This window comes from Flexivirga sp. YIM B11880, from assembly GCF_058148645.1.
The window spans coordinates 36,527-51,867 of record NZ_JBMAMH010000021.1 but is presented as its reverse complement, the minus strand read 5'-3'; the positions used below and the strand labels follow the sequence as shown (position 1 = coordinate 51,867).

At 69.1% G+C, this 15,341-nt stretch carries 16 protein-coding genes; 7 read left to right on the top strand and 9 right to left on the bottom strand.

Annotated features, from left to right (window positions below):
* The 4 genes from ACN8HC_RS18945 to ACN8HC_RS18930 all read left to right on the top strand — a co-directional run.
* Positions 1-817, top strand: an 817-nt coding sequence (locus tag ACN8HC_RS18945; protein ID WP_490076408.1) for a phosphoglycerate kinase, incomplete at its 5' end; no start/stop codon positions are given.
* A gap of 3 nt (positions 818-820) precedes the next feature.
* Positions 821-1,636, top strand: a complete 816-nt coding sequence (gene tpiA, locus ACN8HC_RS18940) for a triose-phosphate isomerase (RefSeq protein WP_490076407.1) — start codon at positions 821-823, stop codon at positions 1,634-1,636.
* 204 nt (positions 1,637-1,840) lie between these two features.
* Positions 1,841-2,083 (top strand): preprotein translocase subunit SecG, encoded by a 243-nt coding sequence (gene secG / locus ACN8HC_RS18935; RefSeq protein ID WP_490076406.1) that lies wholly within the window; start codon positions 1,841-1,843, stop codon positions 2,081-2,083.
* A 42-nt stretch (positions 2,084-2,125) separates the two neighbouring features.
* A complete protein-coding gene (locus ACN8HC_RS18930) occupies positions 2,126-2,476 on the top strand; it encodes an RNA polymerase-binding protein RbpA (protein WP_490076405.1) in 351 nt (116 codons plus the stop codon).
* Here the strand turns inward: ACN8HC_RS18930 and ACN8HC_RS18925 are convergent.
* Genes ACN8HC_RS18925 through ACN8HC_RS18915 form a run of 3 tightly spaced genes read right to left on the bottom strand, consistent with a single transcriptional unit; the run spans position 2,469 to position 3,969 of the window.
* Positions 2,469-2,939, bottom strand: a complete 471-nt coding sequence (locus ACN8HC_RS18925; RefSeq protein WP_490076404.1) for a VOC family protein — start codon at positions 2,937-2,939, stop codon at positions 2,469-2,471. The genes ACN8HC_RS18930 and ACN8HC_RS18925 overlap by 8 nt on opposite strands.
* Positions 2,939-3,427, bottom strand: a complete 489-nt coding sequence (locus tag ACN8HC_RS18920) for an SRPBCC family protein (RefSeq protein ID WP_490076403.1) — start codon at positions 3,425-3,427, stop codon at positions 2,939-2,941. The genes ACN8HC_RS18925 and ACN8HC_RS18920 overlap by 1 nt, the downstream gene beginning before the upstream one ends.
* Positions 3,424-3,969 (bottom strand): ArsR/SmtB family transcription factor, encoded by a 546-nt coding sequence (locus ACN8HC_RS18915; protein WP_490076402.1) that lies wholly within the window; start codon positions 3,967-3,969, stop codon positions 3,424-3,426. The genes ACN8HC_RS18920 and ACN8HC_RS18915 overlap by 4 nt, the downstream gene beginning before the upstream one ends.
* Positions 3,970-3,989: 20 nt before the next feature.
* Between ACN8HC_RS18915 and ACN8HC_RS18910 the strand changes: the two genes are divergently transcribed.
* The 3 genes from ACN8HC_RS18910 to ACN8HC_RS18900 all read left to right on the top strand — a co-directional run bounded on the left by ACN8HC_RS18910 (position 3,990) and on the right by ACN8HC_RS18900 (position 6,409).
* Complete coding sequence (locus tag ACN8HC_RS18910) at positions 3,990-4,373, top strand: tRNA ligase subunit PheS family protein (protein WP_490076401.1); 384 nt, start codon at positions 3,990-3,992, stop codon at positions 4,371-4,373.
* Positions 4,370-5,086 carry an RDD family protein gene (locus ACN8HC_RS18905; protein ID WP_490076400.1) on the top strand — a complete coding sequence of 239 codons (717 nt, stop codon included), beginning with the start codon at positions 4,370-4,372 and terminating at the stop codon, positions 5,084-5,086. The genes ACN8HC_RS18910 and ACN8HC_RS18905 overlap by 4 nt, the downstream gene beginning before the upstream one ends.
* 231 nt (positions 5,087-5,317) lie before the next feature.
* Positions 5,318-6,409: an alpha/beta fold hydrolase gene (locus tag ACN8HC_RS18900; RefSeq protein WP_490076399.1), complete on the top strand. Its 1,092-nt coding sequence runs from the start codon at positions 5,318-5,320 to the stop codon at positions 6,407-6,409.
* Here the strand turns inward: ACN8HC_RS18900 and ACN8HC_RS18895 are convergent, their stop codons facing one another.
* The 6 genes from ACN8HC_RS18895 to tkt form a co-directional block, all read right to left on the bottom strand.
* Positions 6,410-6,655, bottom strand: coding sequence for a DUF2630 family protein (locus ACN8HC_RS18895; protein WP_490076398.1), 246 nt, complete (start codon positions 6,653-6,655; stop codon positions 6,410-6,412).
* A gap of 272 nt (positions 6,656-6,927) precedes the next feature.
* Positions 6,928-8,616 carry a 6-phosphogluconolactonase gene (gene pgl, locus ACN8HC_RS18890; RefSeq protein ID WP_490076410.1) on the bottom strand — a complete coding sequence of 563 codons (1,689 nt, stop codon included), beginning with the start codon at positions 8,614-8,616 and terminating at the stop codon, positions 6,928-6,930.
* Positions 8,617-8,785: 169 nt separating this feature from the next.
* Positions 8,786-10,378 carry a glucose-6-phosphate dehydrogenase gene (gene zwf / locus ACN8HC_RS18885; RefSeq protein ID WP_490076397.1) on the bottom strand — a complete coding sequence of 531 codons (1,593 nt, stop codon included), beginning with the start codon at positions 10,376-10,378 and terminating at the stop codon, positions 8,786-8,788.
* Positions 10,375-11,994, bottom strand: coding sequence for a glucose-6-phosphate isomerase (locus tag ACN8HC_RS18880; protein ID WP_490076396.1), 1,620 nt, complete (start codon positions 11,992-11,994; stop codon positions 10,375-10,377). Before ACN8HC_RS18880 ends, zwf begins: the two co-directional genes overlap by 4 nt.
* The gene (gene tal / locus ACN8HC_RS18875; RefSeq protein WP_490076395.1) at positions 11,991-13,109 is read right to left on the bottom strand and encodes a transaldolase; all 1,119 of its coding nucleotides are present in this window, start codon (positions 13,107-13,109) and stop codon (positions 11,991-11,993) included. The genes ACN8HC_RS18880 and tal overlap by 4 nt, the downstream gene beginning before the upstream one ends.
* A 1-nt stretch (position 13,110) precedes the next feature.
* The gene (gene tkt / locus ACN8HC_RS18870; RefSeq protein ID WP_490076394.1) at positions 13,111-15,276 is read right to left on the bottom strand and encodes a transketolase; all 2,166 of its coding nucleotides are present in this window, start codon (positions 15,274-15,276) and stop codon (positions 13,111-13,113) included.
* Between the last annotated feature and the right edge of the window lie 65 nt (positions 15,277-15,341).

Genomic DNA, 15,341 nt, shown 5'->3' with positions numbered 1-15,341 from the left:
GGAGCGCGGCGCGTTCGCCGACCAGCTGAGCCATCTCGCGGACGCCTTCGTCTCGGACGGCTTCGGCGTCGTGCACCGCAAGCAGGCCAGCGTCTACGACATCGCCGAGCGGTTGCCGCACGCGGCCGGCGGCCTGGTCGAGGCGGAGGTGCGGGTGCTCCATCAGCTCACCACAGCACCGCGGCGTCCGTATGCCGTGGTGCTCGGCGGTGCCAAGGTCAGCGACAAGCTCGGCGTGATCGAGAACCTCCTGAGCCAGGCCGACGTGCTGCTCATCGGTGGCGGCATGGTCTTCACCTTCCTCGCCGCGCAGGGCCACGAGGTCGGCACGAGCCTGCTCGAGCACGACCAGGTCGATCGGGTGCGCGGCTACCTGGCGGACGCGAACGAGCGCGGCGTCCGGATCGTGCTGCCGACCGACATCGTCGCGGCGACGGCGTTCTCCGCCGACGCCGACCACGACGTGGTGGCCGCCGACGCCATACCCGCCGACCGGATGGGACTGGACATCGGCCCGGAGTCGGCCAAGCAGTTCGCCGACGTGATCCGCGGCGCCCGGACGGTGTTCTGGAACGGTCCGATGGGTGCCTTCGAGATGCAGCCGTATGCCGAGGGCACCCGGGTGGTCGCCCAGGCGCTGGCCGACGCCACCAAGGACGGCGCGCTGACCGTCGTCGGTGGCGGTGACTCCGCCGCGGCGGTGCGGCAGCTGGGGTTCGCCGACGACGACTTCGGGCACATCTCCACCGGTGGGGGCGCCAGCCTCGAACTGCTCGAGGGCAAGACGCTGCCCGGCCTCAGCGTCCTGGAGGACTGAGCGATGGCCGAAACCAAGGAGACGTCGACCGGTCGGGTCCCGCTGATCGCGGGCAACTGGAAGATGAACCTGGACCACCAGCAGGCGACGGTGCTGGTCCAGAAGTTGGACTGGACGCTGAAGGACAAGCGGCACGATCACGCCGAGACCGAGGTGGCGGTCATCCCGCCATACACCGACCTGCGGTCCGTGCAGACGCTGATCGACGGCGACAAGCTGAAGCTCAAACTGGGTGCGCAGGACCTGTCCCCGCACGACGCCGGTGCCTACACCGGCGACATCTCCGGGGAGTTCCTGGCCAAGCTGGGCTGCGAATACGTCATCGTCGGGCACAGCGAACGACGCACCATCCACGGCGAGACCGACGAGGTCGTGGGCGCGAAGGTCAAGGCCGCGTTCCGGCACCAGCTGACGCCGATCCTGTGCGTGGGCGAGCCGCTCGAGGTGCGCAAGGAGGGCGGCCAGGTCCAGCACATCGTCGACCAGCTGACGGCCGACCTGGCCGGCGTCGCTGCCAAGGACGTCGCGACGATGGTCGTCGCCTACGAACCGATCTGGGCGATCGGCACTGGCGAGGTCGCGACCCCGGACGACGCGCAGGAGGCGTGCGCCGCGCTCCGCAGCACCGTTGCGAAGCTCTACTCCGGCGACGTCGCCGACCAGGTGCGCTTCTTGTACGGCGGCTCGGTGAAGTCCGGCAACGTGGCGTCGATCATGGCGCGCGAGGACGTGGACGGCGCGCTGGTCGGTGGCGCCTCGCTGGACGCAGCGGAGTTCGCCGCCATCTGCCGCTTCAAGGCCCACCAGGGCGCGATCTAACCCCACGAAGTTTCTCCTCCGCTCCGGCACCCCACGAAGTCTCTCCCCCGCTTCGCTCCTCCGAGTACTTCATGGGGACCCCGCCATCGCTCCCCCGAATACTTCGCGGGGACCCCGATCGATGCGGCGGTCATTCGCAGGTAATCTTGTGTGGGCGCTCATCGGGCGCCGGTCCGAAGTTCTCGACGTGAAGGTGTCTCCAGCGTGGACGTCATGCGCATCGCCCTCCAGGCGGTCGTGGTCATCAGTGGTCTCTTCCTCGTGTTGCTGATCCTGATGCACAAGGGCAAGGGCGGGGGCCTGTCCGACATGTTCGGTGGCGGCGTGAGCAGCAGCCTCGGCGGTTCGTCGATCGCCGAGCGCAACCTCAACCGGCTGACCGTGCTGGTGAGCATCGTCTGGCTCGCCGCGATCGTCGGTCTCGGTCTTGTCGCGCGGTTCCACTAGTTCCGATCCCCATCCCATTCCCGACGCTGTCAAGGAGCAATCGTGGCTGGTGGCAATGCAATTCGAGGCAGCCGAGTCGGCGCCGGCCCGATGGGCGAGGCCGAGCGCGGTGAGGCCGCTCCACGGGTGATCGTCTCCTACTGGTGCGCCAACGGACACGAGACCCGCCCCAGCTTCGCCCAGGAGCCCGGCCTCGCCGTGCCCGAGACATGGGACTGTCCGCGGTGCGGATTCCCCGCCGGTCAGGACGAGGAGAACCCACCCGCGCCGCCGAAGGCCGAGCCCTACAAGACGCACCTGGCCTATGTGAAGGAGCGGCGCAGCGACGAGGAGGGTGCCGAAATCCTCGACGAGGCACTCGGCACCCTCCGCTCCCGCGGCCTGATCAAATAGCCGCGAACTCGTCGATCACGATCTTCTTCATTCCCATCAGCGCCTGCACGGCGGCCGGCCCGGTCATCAGGTCGGCGAGATTCGCGGGCAGGATCTGCCAGCTCACGCCGTACTTGTCCTTGCACCACCCGCACTGCTCCGCCTCCGGCACCGCGGACAGCGCTGACCAGTAACGGTCGATCTCCTCCTGACCGGCACAGGCGACGGTGAACGAGATCGCCTCGTTGAAGGTGAACGCCGGGCCTCCGTCCAGACAGACGAACGGCACTCCGTTCAGGGTGAACCGGCCGTTGATCACCTTGCCCGCCATACCCGTGAAATGCTCGCTCAGCGACTCGTCCGGGTAGCGGTCGATCCCGTCGATGCGGGAGTCCGGGAAGAGGTCGACGTAGAAATTCATCGCCTCCTCGGCGCTGTCGTGGAACCAGAGGCAGGGGCGGATCCGTGTCACGACCTCGCTCATCACAGGGCTCCGTCGCTCAGCAGGGCGTCGAGCTTGGCGTAGCCGTCGTTGACGCCCACCTCCATGCCGCTGGCCAGCCAGCCGTCGCGTGCCTGGAACGAGTCGCACAGCGACTGGGCGTGCAACCGGGTCCGGCCGTCGCCGAGGTCCTCGAACGTCAGCGTCTCGAGCGAGACCGCCTCCGGCATCGCCTCCCAGGTGAAGGTCTCCACGATTCGGTACTCGCTCACCTCGTGGAAGCAGCCGCGGAAGGCGTATTGCTCGCCGTCGTGCTGGTTGAGGAAGCGCCAGCTGCCGCCGGTGCGCGCATCCCAGTAGTCGATCTCGGTCGTGATGCCGTCCGGCCCGACCCAGCGTGCGTAGAGCTGCGGGTCGGTGTGCGCGCGGTGCAACTGTGCCGGAGTCGCGTTGAAGTCACGGGTGATCCGGATGATCGGGACCTCCTTGTCCGCCTCGATGACGGCTTCTGCGTAGGTCGTGGTGTTCATGATGCGGTGCCTTTCGTGACGGTGCGGGTGTCGCGGTCGTTGAGTTCGTCGAGCACGGCGTCCAACCGCTGGTAACGCTGCTCTGCCTGGCGCTGGTAGCGCTCGATCCACTTGGTCATCAGGTCGAACACCTCTGCTTGGAGATGCACCGGGCGGCGTTGGGCCTCCTTGGTGCGCGTGACGAGGCCGGCGCCTTCGAGCACCTTGAGATGCTTGGAGACCGCCTGGATGCTCACGTCGTACGGTGCAGCGAGCTCGCTGACCGTCGCGTCGGCCTCGGTGAGCCGGGCGACGATGTCGCGTCGGGTCGGGTCGGCCAGTGCGGCGAACACCCGCGAGAGCTGATCCACGGCGATCGTGCCTTTCGTCTTCAACTGGATGGTTGAACAAGGGTAAGTCTGCCGCGCTCGGATCGTCGTCGTCAACCATTCGGTTGAACAAAAACTCAAAGTTTCTCCCCCGGCTTCGCTCCTCCATACTTCGCGGGGGCCCCGCAGACCGCCGGTGTGCGTACGGTCGATCGCGTCGCGGCGATAGGCCATACCGGCCGCGGCACTGGCGGGTGACTCCGTCGCCGCACAGCTACACCACCGGGGGGCTGCAGCTCGACGTGCTCGATCCGGGTTCCGGAGAGTGGCTCGAGCTCGCCGAGGGCGGACTGATCGCGTCGTGGCTGCTCGATGCCGCCGGCATGTCGTCGAGCCGGTGGTCGGGGATCGCGGCCGGGCTCGGACTGGACCCGGGCGTTGATGCTGCGCAAGCGGATCCCGGACATCCGGTTGTTGCGGTCGACCGATCCACGAGTGACGTCGCAGATGCTGGATCTCTCGCGTTATCGGCCGGTTTCGATGATGCCGGCGATTCGTGGAACCCGCGGTCTTACGGATGCGTCCGCACTAGTGTCTGCCCGGACATCACCACACCAGTCATCAGGGGGAACCCATGAGCAATGATCCTTACGCCGGTCCGCCGCAGGGCGGTCAGCCGCAGGGCGGTCCGCACCAGCCGTACGGCCAGCAGGGCCCTGGCTACGGGCGGCAGGGCCCTGGCTACGGGCAGCAGCCCTACGGGCAGCAGCCGTACGGGCAACAGCCCTACGGCCAGCCCGGCTACGGCGCGCAGTCGTCCTACGGTCAGCACTATGGCGGCACACCGCAATTCGCCAACTGGGGCCAACGCGTCGGCGCCTACCTCATCGACATGCTCGTGCTGATCCCGGCATACATCCTGCTGATCCCGGCGTACGTGATGATCATCTCCGCAGCCGGCCAGACGACCCAGCGGTGTCTGGTCGCCTCGGATCCCAACTCGTGCTACACGGTGAACGACGGGCACGCGGCCTCGCCGGTGGCCTACGTGCTGTTGCTCCTCGGCTTCGTGCTGGCCCTGGCGATCCAGATCTGGAATCGCTGGATCAAGGGCGGGCAGGGACAGTCCATCGGCAAGAAGGTGCTGAACATCTCGCTCGTCAGCCAGTCGACCGGGCAGCCGATCGGCGGCGGGATGGCGTTCGTGCGCGACATCGCGCACATGCTCGACAGCCTCGCCTGCTACATCGGCTGGCTCTGGCCGCTCTGGGACAGCACGCGGCAGACCTTCGCCGACAAGGTGGTCAGCACCGTCGTCGTGCAGGGGGCACCGCCGGAGGCGAAGCGGTGAGCCGCCGCTGAGCGGTTCCAGGCTGCGTCCCACGTATTCCCAGGGGGTGCGTGGGACGCCGTGCTAACCAAGACGCATGCACGTCAACGGGGTGGGGTTGCGGTGGTTTCGGTGGACGATTCTGGTGTCGGCGGCCTTGGTCGGGGTGCTGGCGCTGATCGGACCCGGTGCCGCGCGCAGCAGTGAGTCGCGGAGCGCAGCGTTCTACCGTCCTCCTGCCGCGGTGCCGCGGTGCCGCGACAGCCGGGGCAGCTCCTGCGGAGCGCGCCATACGTCGACGGAATACCCGACACGGCCCGCGGCTGGCGCATCCTCTACACCACCACGCGTGCGAACGGGAGCGCGGCGATTGCCAGCGCGGTCGTGGTGGCCAGCCGTGCTCCGTCAGCTCGGCCGGAGCCTGTCGTCGTCTGGGCACACGGCACGACCGGTTACGCGCGGAACTGTGCGCCGAGTCTGGCGGGAAGCCCGTTCGAGGGTGGCATCGGCCGCGACGCCGAGCAGGTGCTCCGGCACCACTGGATCTATGTCGCGCCCGACTACACCGGCCTGGGCACGCCTGGTCCGCAGCCCTATCTCATCGGGCAGGGTGAAGCGCGCGCTGTGCTCGACGCGGTGCGTGCGACGCGCCACCTCACAGAGCTGTGGGTCGCGAATCGCGTTGTCGTGTGGGGCCACTCGCAGGGCGGTGGCGCGGCGCTCTGGACCGCGCAGATCCGGCGGACGTACGCGCCCGACGTGAAAATCGTCGGTGTCGCGGCGATTGCGCCGACGAGCAACATGCCCGCGTTCGTGCAGCACCTGAACACCACGTCGAGCGGACGCGATCTGATGGCGTATGTCGTGGCGTCATACTCCGCGGCATACCCTGACGTGAAGGCGGCCGACTACCTGAAACCGGCTGCAGTACCTGTGGTTCGGCAGATCGTGCGACGCTGTGGCACGACCACCCACCTGGTGCTCCTCGCACCCGGTGTTTCACCGAGCCTGCGGACGTCGCTGCTCGACCGATCCCCGAACACCGGGCCGTTCGGCACACGACTGCGTCAGAACACGCCGACGAGCACAGGTGGCGTGCCGTTGCTACTCGCCCAGGGCGGGGCGGACCATACGGTGCTGCCGGCGATGCAGCGGGCCTACGCGCGCATGCTGTGTGCGACGGGCACCCGCCTGGACTATCGCCAGTATCCCGGGCGCAGCCACTCCGGCGTGGAATCCCTTGGCGCGCCGCTCGTTCCGCAGCTGATGACCTGGACCGAGCACCGGCTGGCCGGTGACGCGTTCGCGGGTGGGTGTCCGCTGCTGCGTCCCAGCCGGACGTAATCAATCGCGGTAGTTCTCCACGACGTCCGCGGGACGCTCGGTCGCGTCCTCGGGGTCCTGCCCGAATTCACGGCGCGCCTGGCGCTGCCGCAGCAGGTCCCACAACCTGTCGAGTTGCACCTCAGCCTCGCGGAGTTGCGCGCGTTCCTCGGGCGCGGCGACATCACCCTGCGCGAGCTTGGCCCGCAATTCGTGCTCGGTCGCGATGAGTTCGTTGATGTGATCGTGGATGCTCTTGTCGTCCATGCCCACATCGTCGCACCGAGTGTTTGCGGACGACAGCCGTCATCCGGCGTCGTCCGGGAGGGCGAACCACGTCGCGGTTCGATCGCGGCGCGCGTGCCAGCGAGAGATGCCTGGATGCGCCCCATCCCATCGACGCGGAGCGAGTCGGGCCCGGCATACCGCTTGACCACCGTGTCGCCGGCTCGTTCGGTGCTGTTCGTGTAGCCGTGTCGCACCAGGATTGCTCACTGACTGACGGCGAGAAAGCCGTCATTCGCGGGATGGGGGCGAGTTCAGTCGGGGAGTGCGGACGCGGCGTCGGCGTCGAGCCACCAGACGGTCGACTCCGTGCCGTGCACGCCGGCGGCGGGAACGTCCCAGCGGTCGGCGCCGGGGGCCATGGCGGCCGCAACCGCATCCGCCTTCTCCGCACCGGCCACCATCAGCCACACCTTCCGGCTGCGGTTGAGGCACTCGAACGTCAGGGAGACGCGGTCCGGCGGCGGTTTGGGCGAGTCGTGCACCGCGATCGCGACGGCGTCCTCGGTGCGCTGTGCCGGATGGCCGGGAAACAGCGATGCGACATGCCCGTCGGGCCCCATGCCGAACATCGTGACGTCGAAGAGCCCGTCGCCCTCCGTGTCCCGCACCGCCGCGCTGTATGCCGCCGCAGCCGCTTCCGCGTTTGCCACCGAGTCCGGTCCGGCCACCCGGTGCACGTTCCCGGCCGGCACGGGCAGTGCATCGAGCGCGGCCTTGTCGGCCTCGACGTCGTTCCGCTCGGGCGAACCAGTGGGCACGAATCGCTCGTCACCCCACCAGAAGTGCACGGTGGACCAGTCGATGCCCGACGCACCGGGCAGTGACTGCAGGGACAGCCCGCCCATCGACCCCCCGGTGAGGACGATGTGCGCGACGCCTCGTTCACGCTGTGCAGCGATGATTTCGGTGACCAGCTGGTCGGAGATCGCCGTGCCGAGCTCTTCCTTGGTCGGCCGCTGTTCGACGTTCACGGGTCTGCCTTCTTCCGAGCGGCTCGCGCATTGGTGACGAGTGGCAGTCCCTCCACGAGGGCCTCCCGGTAGACGTCGTCGGCACCGAGCCGGCTGAGCTCCTCGGCGAGCGACTCGTCGGTGCCCGGACGCGTGAGGTCGAGACGACGTTCGGGCTGACNCGAGTGGCAGTCCCTCCACGAGGGCCTCCCGGTAGACGTCGTCGGCACCGAGCCGGCTGAGCTCCTCGGCGAGCGACTCGTCGGTGCCCGGACGCGTGAGGTCGAGACGACGTTCGGGCTGACCGGGCTGCGTGAGCTTGCCCGTGCGCCGGTCGGGTCGGTCCAGCTCAATGGGTCCCGATTTGCGCTCCATCCGCACGTGCACCAACCCGGTGCCCGGCCGGGACCGGTCGCGTCGCACGGGGCATTTCAACCGCACCGCGAGCCAGCCGGCGAGCAGATCACTGCTGGCGGAGTCCGAGGCTCCGGTCACGGTCACCGAGGTCACCGGCTCGTACGGCGGCAGATCCAGCGCGGTCGCGAGCAATCCGCGCCACCGCGTCGTCCGGGACCACGCCATGTCGGTGTCTCCATCGGCATACTCGGCACGTCTGCGCTGCAATGCTTTTCGCGGATCCTTGGCCAGCGACGCGTCGGTGATGCGCCGGCGCGCGAGCCGGCCGATCGGGGAGGAGGCGACGTCCTGGGCGACTCCTGGCCACCAGGCCACCACAGGGGTGTCGGCGGCGAGTAGCGGGGTCACCACGCTCGCGCCGTGCTTGGTCATCTCACCGAACATCCGCAACACGATGACCTCGCTACCGCCGGCATCGCTGCCGAGCCGCACCTGCGCGTCCAGCCGGCTGGCGCCGCGCGGGCTGCCGGAGACCAGCGCAATGATCCGGCTGGGGTGTTGGCGGCTGGCGTGGATCGCGGTTTCGACCGCGGAATCCGCCTCCGCCTCGTCCACCACGACGATCAACGTCATCACCCGACCCAGAGCCATGGCGCCGCTCTCGGCGCGCAGCCGCACCAGCAGCTTGCTCACTGACTTTGTTGTCGTACCGGAGAGGTCGGCAATCACTGCGCCCTCACCTCTGTGGTGGGGTCGGGGTGCGCTTCGCGCACCTTCGTCGTCGTACCGGAGAGATCCGCGATCACGGCAGCCTCCACTCCCGGCCGTCGCGCGCGAGCAGCTCCCGGGCGCTCGGCGGCCCCCAGGTGCCCGCCTCGTAGCCCTCCGGTCGGCCCTTCCGCGCCCAGAAGCGCTCGACCGGGTCGAGGATCCGCCAGGACAGCTCGACCTCCTCGTGCCGCGGGAACAACGGCGGCTCGCCGAGCAGCACGTCCAGGATGAGCCGCTCGTAGGCCTCCGGGCTCGAGGAGGTGAACGCGTTGCCGTACGCGAAATCCATTGTCACGTCACGGACTTCCATCGACGCCGCGCCCGGGACCTTGGACCCGAAGCGGATGGTCGTGCCCTCGTCGGGCTGCACCCGGATCACGATGGCGTTCTGCCCCAGCTCCTCGGTCGCGGTGTCGTCGAACGGCAGGTGCGGTGCGCGCTTGAAGATCACCGCGATCTCGGTGACCCGTTTGCCCAGCCGCTTGCCGGTGCGCAGATAGAACGGCACACCCGCCCAGCGCCGGGTGTGCACCTCGAGCTTGAGCGCGGCATAGGTCTCGGTCGTCGACTTGGGGTCGATGCCGTCCTCGGCGAGGTAGCCGATGACCTTCTCGCTGCCCTGCCAGCCGGCGGTGTACTGGCCGCGGGCGGTCGCCGTCGCCAGGTCGTCGGGCAGCCGGACCGCGGCGAGAACCTTCTCCTTCTCGGCGCGCAGTTCGTTGGCGCCGAACGAGTTCGGCTGCTCCATCGCGGTGAGCGCGAGCAGCTGCAGCAGGTGATTCTGTATGACGTCGCGCGCGGCGCCGATGCCGTCGTAGTAGCCGGCGCGGCCGGCGATGCCGATGTCCTCGGCCATCGTGACCTGCACATGGTCGACGTAGTGGGCGTTCCACACCGGCTCGAACAGCTGGTTGGCGAACCGCAGCGCCAGCAGGTTCTGGACCGTCTCCTTGCCGAGGTAGTGGTCGATGCGGAAGATCGAATCGGCGGGGAAGACCCGCTCCACCGTCGCGTTGAGCTCCCGCGCACTGGCCAGGTCATGGCCGAACGGCTTCTCGATGACCACCCGACGCCACGAACCGCGTTGCGCCGCAGCCAGACCCGAGCGATCCAGCTGTGCGCAGACCGCATCGAACGCGCCCGGCGGGATCGACAGGTAGAACGCCGCGTTGCCGTCGGTGCCGCGCTCCTCGTCGAGTTTCTCCAACGTCCTGGCCAGCTCGTCGAACGCCTCGTCGTCGTCGAACGCGCCTCGGACGAAACGCAGTCCGTCCGCCAGATTGCGCCACGCCTCTTCCCGGAACGGCGTCCGGGCGCCCGCCCGGACCTCCTCGCGGACGATCTGGGCGAACTTCGCGTCGTCCCAGTCGCGGCGCGCGAAGCCGACGAGCGAGAAGCCGGGCGGCAACAGCCCGCGGTTGGTCAGGTCGTAGATGGCTGGGAGCAGCTTCTTGCGGGCCAGGTCGCCGGTGACACCGAACATCACCAGCGCACACGGCCCCGCGATCTGCGGCAGGCGGCGGTCGTCCGCCTGCCGCAGGGGGTTGATCCCCGGCGCGACCCGGGCCGGGCGCCTGCCCCTCGTCGCACCCGTTGGCCGCGCCTCGCTCGGGTCGTCGCTCAAGCGGTGACCTCGGCGATCGCCTGCTGCAGCTGGGCCAGTCCCGCATCGTGGTCGGTCAGGTGCAGCCGCAGCACCGGCCGGCCGTGCTCGGCGAGCACCTTGGCGTCACCGCCCGCCTGCGAGGCGATGAAGTCCCCGAAGGTGAACTCGCGCCCCGGGATCGACAGGTCCTGGGCCGGTGCCGTGGTGATCTGCAAGAAGATGCCGTCGGCCGGGCCGCCCTTGTGGTACTGGCCGGTCGAGTGCAGGAAGCGCGGGCCGAAACCGAACGTCACAGGGCGGTTCAGCTTCCGCGCCAACGGAACTCGGACGTCGGCCAGCGACTGATCGGCGATCCGGTCGACATACGCCATGACCGCGAGGTAGCCGCTGGCGGGCAACTGCGCGAAGAGCGCACGGAGCGCGTCGGCAACGGTCGACGCTTCACCGAGGAACTCCGGCCCGGCGGTGCGCACTTCCACCGCTCCGTCGGTGTATGCCGGTGCGGCTGCCTCACCGGTGCCCTTGCCGAGCAGGTCGCGTGCTGCGGCCTTGGCGCTCTCGACGTCCGGCTGGTCGAACGGGTTGATGCCGATCAGCCGGCCGGCGGCCGCGACGGCGGCCTCCCACAGCAGCATCGCGGCGCCGAGCGACCCGCCGACGTCGACGACGGCGTCGCCAGACGGCCGGGAGTCGTCGTCGGCTGCCACCAGCCGCACCCACAGCTCGTCGGTGAGTTGGTCGCCGGTGGGGGAGTCGCCGACCACGACCGGAAGCAGGCCCTTGCCGTCCTTGCCGGTGCTCTCGGCGATCAGCTGCTCGGCCCAGTCACCGAAGCCGACCGCGGCGGTGCCGGCGTCGATGAGCACGATCTTGTCGCGCAGCGGCTGCGTGCCACCGAGCGCGGCGCCCAGCCGGAGCGCCGGGTTGGCCTCGTCGTCCGACGACAGCGCGCCGGTCACCGCCTCGGCCTCGTCCAGCAGCCGGCCGATGTCCGCGCCGGCCAGGCCACTCGGGACCAGCCCGAAGGCCGTCAGCGCGGAGTAGCGTCCGCCGACGCCGGGGTCGGCGTTGAACACGGTGTAACCGGCCTCCCGGGCCTCCTTGTCCAGCGGGCTACCGGGGTCGGTGACCACGACGATGCGCTCGGCCGGGTCGATGCCGGCGTCCTTGAACGCCTGCTCGTAGACCCGCCGCTGGGAGTCGGTCTCGACGGTCGACCCGGACTTGGACGACACCACGACGACCGTCTGCGCCAGCCGGTCGTCGAGCGCCGCACGCACCATGTCCGGCTGCGAGGAGTCGAGCACGGTGAGCGGCACGTCGTCGGTCGCGCAGATGACCTCCGGCGCGAGCGACGACCCGCCCATGCCGCACAGCACCACGTGGTCGACGCCCTGCTCGGCGAGTTTGCTGTGCAGCGACGTGATCTCGTCGACGAGTGGACGCGACGACGAAGCAAGGCTCACCCACGAGAGGCGCTTGGCCGACTCGGACTCTGCTGCCGGGCCCCACAACGTCGGGTCCTGGGCGAACAGCTTGCTGGCGAACTTGTCGGCCACCAGCTGCGGCACGTGGGCGCTGATCGCGTCCGCCGCGGCACCGACCGCAGTCACGGTGAGGTCGGCATCGCTCACAGGGTCGCTCCCGCCTTCTCCAGCTCGCTCTTCACCGAGCCGAGCAGTTGGTCCCAGGACTTGTCGAACTTCTGGACGCCTTCGTTCTCGAGCACCTCGACGACGTCGCTGTAGGAGACGCCGAGCTTCTCCAGCGCGTCGAGCACACCGGCTGCGTCGGCGTAGTTGCCGGTCACCTGGTCGCCCTTGATCTCGCCGTGGTCGGCCAGGGCGTCGAGGGTCTTCGGCGGCATGGTGTCGACGGTGTCCTTCACGGCCAGCTCCACGACATACATGGTGTCGGGGTATGCCGGGTCCTTGACACCGGTGGACGCCCAGAGCGGACGCTGCACGTGCGCGCCGTCGTCGGCGAGGGTCTGCCAGCGCGGAGTCGAGAAGACTTCCTCGAACGCCTGGTAGGCCAGCCGGGCGTTGGCGATGCCGGCCTTGCCCTTGAGCGCCTTCGCCTCGTCGGTGCCGATGGCGTCGAGCCGCTTGTCGACCTCGGTGTCGACCCGGGAGACGAAGAACGACGCCACCGACCGGATCTCGGAGAGGCCCTTGCCGGCCTCCTTGGCCTGCTCCAGGCCGGACAGGAACGCGTTCATCACCCCGCGGTAGCGCTCGAGCGAGAAGATCAACGTCACGTTGACGCTGATGCCCTCGGCGAGGGCCGCGGTGATCGCCGGCAGACCTTCCTCGGTCGCCGGGATCTTGATCATCACGTTGGGCTGGTCGACCTTGGCCCACAGCTCCTTGGCCATCGTGACGGTGCCCTCGGTGTCGCGCGCCAACCGCGGGTCGACCTCGATGGACACGCGGCCGTCCTGCCCGTCGGTCGCGTCGTAGAGCGGGCGGAGCACGTCGCACGCGTCGTGCACGTCGCGGGTGGTGATCTCGAAGACCGCCTCGTCGACGCCCGCGCCGGCCTTGGCGAGTTCGGCGACCTGGTCGTTGTATGCCGAGCCGTCGGACAGCGCGGTCGCGAAGATCGTCGGGTTGGTGGTGACACCGACGACGTTCTTGTCGTCGGCCAGCTTCTGCAGGTCGCCACCGGTGATCAGCGGACGGCTCAGGTCGTCCAGCCAGATCGAGACCCCGAGGTCGCTCAGTGCCTGTGTGTTGTCGTTTGCCATCTCACTTGCCTCCTGCAGCTGCCTGAATGGACTCCTGCGCGGCGGACACGACATGGTCCACCGTGAAACCGAACTTCTCCATCAGCACCGATCCGGCCGCGCTCGCGCCGTAGTGGTCGATGCCGACCGTGCGTCCCGCGTCGCCGACGATGTCGCGCCAGCCGAACGGCGTCGCGGCCTCGACGCTGACCCGGGCCTTGACCTCCGGGGGGAGAACCTCGTGGCGGTAGTCCTCGTCCTGCGCTTCGAACCACTCACGGCAGGGCATGGACACCACACGTGCGTCAACGTTCTGCTGCGCCAAAGCCTTCCGGGCCTCGAGCGCCAGATTGACCTCGGAACCGGTGCCGATCAGGATCACGTCAGGGGTGCCGTCGGTGTCGGCCAGCACATAGGCGCCACGGGCGACACCCTCGGCCGAGGCGTATTCGGACCGGTCGACGGTCGGGATCGCCTGGCGGGACAGGATCAGGCCCGCGGGCCGGTCGGTGTGCTCCAGGATGGTGCGCCACGCGACCGAGGTCTCGTTGGCGTCACCCGGGCGCACCACGTCCAGGCCCGGTATGGCGCGCAGCGACGCGAGGTGCTCGATCGGCTGGTGCGTCGGGCCGTCCTCGCCCAGGCCGATCGAGTCGTGCGTCCACACGAACGTCACCGGCAGTTTCTGGATGGCGGCCAGCCGGACGGCAGGTCGCATGTAGTCGGAGAAGACCAGGAAGGTGCCGCCGTAGGGCCGGGTCAGACCTTCCAGCGCGATGCCGTTGAGCGACATACCCATGGCGTTCTCGCGGATGCCGAAGTGCAGGGTGCGGCCGTAGGGCCCGCCCTTCCACTCCTCGGTCTGCCAGTCGGCCGGGACGAAGCTGGGCTCGCCGGCCATCGTGGTGTTGTTGGACTCGGCCAGGTCGGCCGAGCCGCCCCACAACTCCGGCACCACCGGCGCGAGAGCGGTGAGGATCTTGCCCGACGCGGCGCGGGTCGCAATGCCCTTGGGGTCGGCGTCGAAGACTGGGAACGCGGCGGCGAAGTTGTCCGGCAACGCCCGCTTGAGCAGCCGGTCCAGCAGCTTCGCGCGGTCCGGGTTGGCCTCTCGCCACGCGCCGTATGCCTTGTCCCACTCGGCGTGCGCCTGCTGCCCACGGTCCTTGACCTTGCGGACGTGCTCGATGACCTCGTCCTCGACCTGGAACGACTTGTCGGGGTCGAAGCCGAGCAGCTTCTTGGTGCCGGCGACCTCCTCGTCGCCGAGGGCGCTGCCGTGCGCTTTGCCGGTGCCCTGCTTGGTCGGTGCCGGCCAGGCGAGGATGGTGCGCAGACAGATGAGCGACGGCTTGTCGGTGACCTGCTTGGCCTGCTCGATCGCGGCCAGCAGCTCGTCGACGTTCTCGGTGTAGGTGTCCCGGTCGCTGTCCGGCTTGTTGCCCGGGCGCCAGTCGACGGTCTGCACGTGCCAGCCGTATGCCGCGTAGCGGCCCGCGACGTCCTCGGTGAACGAGACGTCGGTGTCGTCCTCGATGGAGATCTGGTTCTGGTCGTAGAACGCGATGAGGTTGCCGAGCTCCTGGTGCCCGGCCAGCGAACCGGCCTCTGCCGACACGCCTTCCATCAGGTCACCGTCGGACGCGATCACCCAGATGCGGTGGTCGAAGGGGCTGGTGCCGGGCGCGGCTTCCGGGTCGAGCAGGCCGCGCTGCCGGCGCTGGGCCATCGCCATACCGACCGCCGAGGCGATGCCCGAACCGAGCGGACCGGTGGTGATGTCGACGCCGTCGGTGTGGCCGAACTCGGGGTGACCGGGAGTCAGCGAGCCCCAGGTGCGCAGCGCCTCGAGGTCCTTCAGCTCCAGGCCGTAGCCGGAGAAGTAGAGCTGGATGTACTGGGTGAGGCTGGAGTGCCCGCAGGACAGCACGAACCGGTCGCGACCGATCCAGGCCGGGTCGCTCGGGTCGATGCGCATCACCTGCTGGTAGAGCAGGTAGGCCAGCGGCGCGAGGCTCATCGCGGTGCCCGGGTGTCCATTGCCCGTCTTCTGCACGGCGTCGGCGGCGAGGACTCGAACGGTGTCGACCGCCCGGACGTCGACCGGGGTCCAGCCGGCGTCGGTGGCGATGGGCTCCGCGAGCGCCGGGTCCCGGCGTCCGGTGGTGGCTGAGGTGTCCTGGGTCACGGCAGATGGCTCCCACGAAGAATCGGCGAAACTGGATCTTTCCTCGTCGAGCCTAGTCCCGCGAC

What these genes read in the sequence shown, in the direction of transcription:
- ACN8HC_RS18925 (WP_490076404.1), bottom strand. Translation starts at nt 2,939, where the DNA reads ATGAGCGAGGTCGTGACACGGATCCGCCCCTGCCTCTGGTTCCACGAC.
- ACN8HC_RS18895 (WP_490076398.1), bottom strand. Translation starts at nt 6,655, where the DNA reads ATGGACGACAAGAGCATCCACGATCACATCAACGAACTCATCGCGACC.
- ACN8HC_RS18915 (WP_490076402.1), bottom strand. Translation starts at nt 3,969, where the DNA reads ATGGCCTATCGCCGCGACGCGATCGACCGTACGCACACCGGCGGTCTG.
- ACN8HC_RS18920 (WP_490076403.1), bottom strand. Translation starts at nt 3,427, where the DNA reads ATGAACACCACGACCTACGCAGAAGCCGTCATCGAGGCGGACAAGGAG.
- tpiA (WP_490076407.1), top strand. Translation starts at nt 821, where the DNA reads ATGGCCGAAACCAAGGAGACGTCGACCGGTCGGGTCCCGCTGATCGCG.
- tal (WP_490076395.1), bottom strand. Translation starts at nt 13,109, where the DNA reads ATGGCAAACGACAACACACAGGCACTGAGCGACCTCGGGGTCTCGATC.
- ACN8HC_RS18905 (WP_490076400.1), top strand. Translation starts at nt 4,370, where the DNA reads ATGAGCAATGATCCTTACGCCGGTCCGCCGCAGGGCGGTCAGCCGCAG.